Source organism: Inquilinus sp. (genome assembly GCF_057815775.1).
On sequence record NZ_JBYRFX010000243.1, the window covers coordinates 1 to 6,455 of the forward strand.

6 protein-coding genes are annotated in these 6,455 nt (G+C 68.4%); 2 read left to right on the forward strand and 4 right to left on the reverse strand.

The genetic code is table 11. From position 1 onward, the window contains the following. Both AC3XYG_RS08765 and AC3XYG_RS08770 read left to right on the forward strand, forming a co-directional pair. Nucleotides 1-350: formate/nitrite transporter family protein (locus AC3XYG_RS08765; RefSeq protein ID WP_489139435.1), on the forward strand; the 350-nt coding region annotated here is incomplete at its 5' end. Between the two features lie 47 nt (nt 351-397). Beyond that, nucleotides 398-2,698, forward strand: coding sequence for an FdhF/YdeP family oxidoreductase (locus tag AC3XYG_RS08770; RefSeq protein ID WP_489139436.1), 2,301 nt, complete (start codon nt 398-400; stop codon nt 2,696-2,698). A 43-nt stretch (nt 2,699-2,741) separates the two neighbouring features. On the opposite strand, the gene AC3XYG_RS08775 is transcribed toward AC3XYG_RS08770, so the two are convergent. The 4 genes from AC3XYG_RS08775 to AC3XYG_RS08790 form a co-directional block, all read right to left on the reverse strand. After that, a complete protein-coding gene (locus AC3XYG_RS08775; RefSeq protein ID WP_489139437.1) occupies nt 2,742-3,107 on the reverse strand; it encodes a response regulator transcription factor in 366 nt (121 codons plus the stop codon). 244 nt (nt 3,108-3,351) lie between these two features. After that, nucleotides 3,352-3,987 carry a response regulator transcription factor gene (locus AC3XYG_RS08780; protein WP_489139438.1) on the reverse strand — a complete coding sequence of 212 codons (636 nt, stop codon included), beginning with the start codon at nt 3,985-3,987 and terminating at the stop codon, nt 3,352-3,354. Next, the gene (locus tag AC3XYG_RS08785; RefSeq protein WP_489139439.1) at nt 3,984-5,528 is read right to left on the reverse strand and encodes a sensor histidine kinase; all 1,545 of its coding nucleotides are present in this window, start codon (nt 5,526-5,528) and stop codon (nt 3,984-3,986) included. The genes AC3XYG_RS08780 and AC3XYG_RS08785 overlap by 4 nt, the downstream gene beginning before the upstream one ends. Before the next feature lie 86 nt (nt 5,529-5,614). Further along, nucleotides 5,615-6,455 (reverse strand): xanthine dehydrogenase family protein molybdopterin-binding subunit (locus tag AC3XYG_RS08790; RefSeq protein WP_489139440.1); only part of this gene is annotated, 841 nt, incomplete at its 5' end.

The window sequence follows — 6,455 nt, forward strand, 5'->3', positions numbered from 1 at the left end:
TCTGCCTGGCCATCTGGATGTGCGGCCGCACCGAGAACGACGCGGCCAAGATCGCGCTGATCTTCTGGCCGATCGCCATCTTCGTCGCCTGCGGCTTCGAGCATTCGGTCGCCAACATGTTCGTGTTCGCGCTGGCCCTGCTGGGCGAGCATCCCGACACTGTTACTTTCGGCGGCGCGGTCCATAATCTGCTGTGGGTCACGCTCGGCAACCTGGTCGGCGGCGGCCTGATGGTCGGGCTGGGATACTGGGCGCAGGAGCGCGGCAGCGGCCGTCAGGCCGAAGCAGCCGTGGCCGGCGTGGCGGCCCCGGCAGCATCCCGGCCGTCGAACGTCATGCCCCGGGCGTGACCGCAGATCGTCGGCAGCCAGCCGGCCCGAGTTCGAGGAGCAGTGCCATGGCCAAGACCAAGGATCAGGACGTTCCCGGCGTCAAACCCTATGACGGGCCGGCCGGCGGCTGGGGCGCGCTGGGCGCGGTGGCCCGGGCGATCAAGGACCAGATGGCGATCGCCGAGGACACCCGCGCATTGCTGCGGATGAACCAGCCGGCGGGGTTCGACTGCCCGGGCTGCGCCTGGCCCGACCCCAAGCACACCTCGTCCTTCGAGTTCTGTGAGAACGGCGCCAAGGCGGTGTCGTGGGAGACCACGAGCAAGCGCACCACGCCGGAATTTTTCGCCGCCCACACCGTCGCCGAGCTGTGGACCTGGTCGGATTACGCGCTTGAGGATGAGGGCCGGCTGACCCATCCGATGGCCTATGACCGCGCCACCGACCGCTACCTGCCGATCTCCTGGGACGACGCGTTCCGATGTATCGGCGAGACGTTGCGCGGCTATGCCGACCCCGACGTCGTCGAATTCTACACTTCGGGCCGGACGTCGAACGAGGCCGCGTTCCTGTACCAGCTCTTCGTCCGGGAATACGGCACCAACAATTTTCCCGACTGCTCGAACATGTGCCACGAGGCGACCAGCGTCGGCCTGCCGGTGTCGATCGGCGTCGGCAAGGGTACGGTGACGCTGGAGGATTTCGACCTCTGCGATGCCATCTTCTGCATCGGGCACAACCCGGGCACCAACCATCCGCGCATGCTGTCGACCCTGCGCGAGGCGTCGAAGCGTGGCGTGCCGATCGTGGTGTTCAACCCGCTGCGCGAACGCGGCCTGGAACGCTTTGCCGCGCCGCAGAACCCGATCGAGATGCTGACGCTCGGCTCGACCCCGATCGCCTCGGCCTATCACCAGGTCAAGGTCGGCGGCGATGTCGCCGTGCTCAAGGGCATGATGAAGGCGCTGCTGGCCGCCGATGCCGCGAACACCGCAGCGGGCGGGGCGGGGCTGCTCGACCGCGCCTTCATCGCTGAACACACCACCGGCTTCGACGCACTGGTGGCCGACCTCGACACCCTGTCCTGGGACGCGATCGAGGCGCATGCCGGCCTGTCGCGTGCGGATATCGAGGCGGCGGCGCAGGTCTACGCCACTGCCAAGAATGTCATCATCTGCTACGGCATGGGCATCACCCAGCACCGCCATGGCACCGCCAATGTGCAGCAGCTCGCCAACCTCTTGCTGCTGCGCGGCAATATCGGCCGGCCGGGCGCCGGCATCTGCCCGCTGCGCGGCCATTCCAACGTGCAGGGCGACCGCACCGTCGGCATCACCGAGATCCCCTCCGCCCCATTCCTGGACGCGATCGAGCGGGTCTTCGGCTTCGCCCCGCCGCGAGAGAATGGCCACAACGCGGTCGAGGCGGTGGAGGCGATCTGCGACGGCCGGTCGAAGGCGATCATCTGCCTCGGCGGCAACCTCGCCGTCGCCATGTCGGATCCGGAGGCGGTGTTCGCCGGCATGCGCAAGCTGGACCTGGCCGTCCACATCGCCACCAAGCTGAACCGCTCGCACCTGCTGCTGGCCCGGGCGTCGATCATCCTGCCCTGCCTCGGCCGCACCGAGCGCGATGACCAGGAAACCGGCGTGCAATCCGTCACCGTCGAGGATTCGATGTCGATGGTGCACGCCTCGCGCGGCACCCTGCCGCCGGCCTCGGACCAGCTGCGGTCGGAGCCGGCAATCGTCGCCGGCCTGGCGCTGGCGACGCTGCCGGACACCAAGGTCGACTGGACCAGTCTGGTCGCCGACTACGCCCGCATCCGCGACAAGATCGAGGCGGTGTACCCCGACTTCCACGACTTCAACGCCCGCATCGCCCAGCCGGGCGGGTTCCGGCTGACCGTGGCGGCATCGGACCGGAAATGGCTGACACCGTCGGGCAAGGCGAATTTCCTGCTCTGCGCCGGCGTCGAGGAGGATCCGCGGACGGTCGGCACCGATGCGCTGCGCCTGACCACCATCCGCAGCCACGACCAGTACAACACCACGATCTACGGGCTGAACGACCGCTATCGCGGCATCACCGGCCGCCGCGACGTGATCTTCCTGAACCAGCGGGATCTCGCGGCGCTGGGCCTCGCCCATGGCGACCGGATCGATGTCGAGACGGTGGCCGAGGACGGGGCAGACCGGCCGCGGGTGCTGCACGGCATGACCGCCGTGGCGCATGACATCGCGGTCGGGTCGGTGGCCGCCTATTACCCGGAAGCCAACGGCCTGATCGCGCTGAGCCATTTCGATGCACAGAGCGGCACGCCGTCCTACAAGTCGATCCCGGTGACGATCCGGCGCGCCGCCTGACGGGGCACGCCGGACCGCTCTTCGTCCGGTGCCGCCCGGCAGCCTATTGTTGCCCGCAAGCCGCTTCGACCCATTGGGCCAGAATATGCCCGTCGAAGGGCTTGCGCAGGATGCGGGCGTCGTCGCCGGCGCGCTGCCGCACCCTTGCCTCGGAAAACGCCGTGATGAAGATGAACGGGATGGCGGCGCCGCGCGTCTGCATCTCGCAATAGAGATCTATGCCGCTCATGCCCGGCATCTGGACATCGGTGATGATGCAGGCGACCTCGTCCCGGTCGGGCGCGGCCAGGAACTGCTCCGCCGACGGGAAGCTGCGCACGGCGAGGCCGAGCGACCGCACCAGGCTGCCCGTCGCCCGCCCCACGGCAGCGTCGTCGTCGATGATGGCAACAACCGGAGATCCGGACATCGGCACGGCTCCAGACTTGGCCGGGACGCGGCGGACAAAGAACAGCCGACCACCCCGACTCTGCACCGACCGGTTGGAGCGCGAAACTATACAGTGGTTTTAGAGACCGTCTGGAAACGCGCCGACGCGGCCGTCTGATGGCGGCCTCTCCGCTTCCGGTGCTCACGGACCCAAACGTCCGCTGCGCGCCGGTTCTCGAAACCACCACCAGCCGACTCACGCCAACGCGTTTTCAAACGGTCTCTTAGTCCGCGGCCCGGCTGGCCGTCAGCGCATCGGCGATCCGCACCAGGTCGGTGATCGACCGCGCCATCATCTTCTTCATCACATGGCCGCGATGGATCTTGACCGTGATCTCGCTCAGGCCCAGCCGGCCGGCGATCTCCTTGTTCATCAGGCCGGTGGTGACCAGCGCCATGATCTGGCGCTCGCGCGGCGTCAGCGTGTCGTAGCGGCCGGCGATCACGGACACGTGCTCGTCGGCTGTGCGGCGGCGGCGGTCGCGTTCGATGGCGGCCGCGACCGCGTCCAGCAGATCCTGGTCCCGGAACGGCTTGGTCAGGAAATCGACCGCCCCGGCCTTCATCGCCCGCACGCTCATCGGGATATCGCCATGCCCGGTCATGAAGATCACCGGGACGCGGATGCCGGCATGGGTCAGCTGGGCCTGGAAGTCGAGCCCGCTGACGATCGGCAGCCGGATGTCCAGCACCAGGCAGCTGGCGGCCTGCAGCAGGTTGCTGCGCAGGAAATCCTGCGGCGAGGCATAGCATGCGACACGGAAGCCGACCGACCGCAGCAGGCTGTCCAGGGCGTCGCGCACCGCCGCCTCGTCATCGACCACCAGCACCAGCGGCGCTTCGACCGGATCGGCGGTCACGCGGTCGCGTCCGGCCGGACCGGCAGCAGGACATGGAAGGTCGCCCCGGCGGTGGGATTGCGCGTGGCCCAGATCCGGCCGCCATGGGACTCGATGATGGACTGGCAGATCGACAGCCCCATGCCCATGCCGTCGTGCTTCGTCGTGTAGAATGGCGTGAACAGATGCGCCATCGTTTCCTCATCCAAGCCGACACCGCTGTCGCTGACCAGGATCATAACATTCCCCGTTGGATCCTTGTGGGTTTCGAGCGTGAGAGCGCGGTCGGGCACCGGGTTCATCGCCTGGATGGCGTTGATCACCAAGTTGATCAGCACTTGTTGCAGCTGGACGCGATCGGCCAGGACTGGTGGCAGACCGGGCGCGAGATCGGTGCGCAGCACCACGCGGTGGTCGTCGACCTCGCGCTGCATCAGGCCGACAACCTCGCCGATGATGGCGTTGAGGTCGACCGCGATCCGCTCCGGATCCGTCTTCCTGGCCAGGCTGCGCAATCGCTGCACCACCTGGTCGGCGCGGTTGCCCTCGCTCACGATCCGTTCGGCGCAGGCCCGCGCTTCGTCCAGTTCCGGCACCGGCCGGCCGAGCCAGCGCAGGCAGGCCTGGCCGTTGGTGACGATGGCGGCCAGCGGTTGCTTCACCTCATGGGCGATCGACGCCGTCAGCTCGCCCAGGGTGATGAAGCGGGAGACATGGGCCAGCTCGGCCCGGGCCTCGGCCAGCGCCCGTTCGGTGCGGTTGCGCTGGGTGATGTCGACGGCGCTCAGCAGGCCGCTGGCCCGTGCCCCGCCGGCGGGGAAGGTGGCGGCGACCAGGATCGACCGTCGCTCGCCATCGAGAGTCTGCAGGACTGTCTCGCCGGCATAGGACGGCCGGCCCTCCGCCAGGGCGATCAGCAATTCGCGATAGGTGGCCAGGGTGTCGGGCAGAAAGGCTTGGCGCCGCAGCGATATTGCCTCTGCCCGGTCGGCGGCACCGACCAGCCGGATGGCGGCCTCGTTGACATCGGCGATCCGCACCAGCGCGATGCAGCGCTCGACCAGGTCTGGATCGTCCTCGAGACGGCGCCGGACATCGGACACGCCCTGGCGGGCGAGATCGTCGAACAGGCGCCGGACGCCTGAGAAATCCTCCTCCCAGATCGCCACGCCGACCGATTGGAAAATGTGGCGCCAGCGCCGCTCATTCTCGCGCAGCACCAGGGCTGCCGCCTGGATCCGGATGGCGAGCAGGGTGGCGATGGCGATGGACGACAGGGCGACCAGGCAGCGCAGCAGATGGGCTTCGAAGCCGCGGCCCAGCCCGCCGATGAAGGCGATGATGGTCAGGCCGGCGCAGGCCAGGGCGATGGCCAGGATGCCGCGCCGGTCGACGACGCCGACCGACATGAAGATGACGATGGCGTACAGCACGGCCACCGCGATCTTCAGCGGGCTGAACGTATCGAACAGGAAGATTGCGATGGCCAGGACGGCCGCAAGGACCGGCAGCAGGCGGCCGTGCCGGCGCGGCCAGGAGGAGGCAGGGTCTTCGATGGTCACGGCTCTTCCCCGGGCAGGATGCCCGGCTGCAGGACGAAAGGATCGCGCGGATGTGACGCCTGCCGTGAAAACCCTGGCAAGGGAAATCAGACCGGGGCGGCCTGTCTTGCTGCGATCAGGTCCCAGATCGCCAGCGGCGTCGCCGGCATGTTCACATGGCGGATGCCGAGCCCGGACAGGGCGTCGACCACGGCGTTCATGACCGCCGGCAGCGACCCGGCGCAGCCAGCCTCGCCGCAGCCCTTGGCGCCCAACGGATTGGTCGCGGTCGGCTGCGGCCGGCTCTCGAAGGTGAAGACCGGCGGCGCATCCGCGGCGCGCGGCAGCTGGTAGTCGACGAAGGAGCCGGTGGTCAGCTGGCCGTCCGCATCATAGACGGTGCGTTCCATCAGCGCCTGGCCGATGCCCTGCAGGACGCCGCCATGCAGCTGGCCTTCGACCAGCAGCGGGTTCACCAGCGTGCCGAAATCGTTGACCATGATGTAGCGCACCACCGCGGTGATGCCGGTCTCCGGGTCGATCTCGACCTCGGCGATGTGACAGCCATTCGGGTAGGCGGACGGCGCCTGCTTGAAGATGTGGTCGACATCAAGCGAAGCCGGCACGTCGGCCGGCAGCTCGAGTCCGGCGGAGAGCCGGCCGGCAAGCTCCATGATGCCGATGCCGCGGTCCGTGCCGGCCACGGTGAAGCGGCCATCCGCGAATTCGACGTCGAAGGCGGCGGCCTCCAGCAGGTGGCCGGCGATCTGGCGGCCCTTCTCGATCACCAGGTCGCCCGCCTCCAGGATCGCGGCGCCGCTGGCCATGATCGATTTCGAGCCGCCGGTCCCGCCGCCGGCGATCAGGCGGTCGCTATCGCCCTGGACCAGGCGGATGCGGTCGAACGGGATGCGCAGCTTCGAATGCAGCACCTGGGCGAAGGCCGAC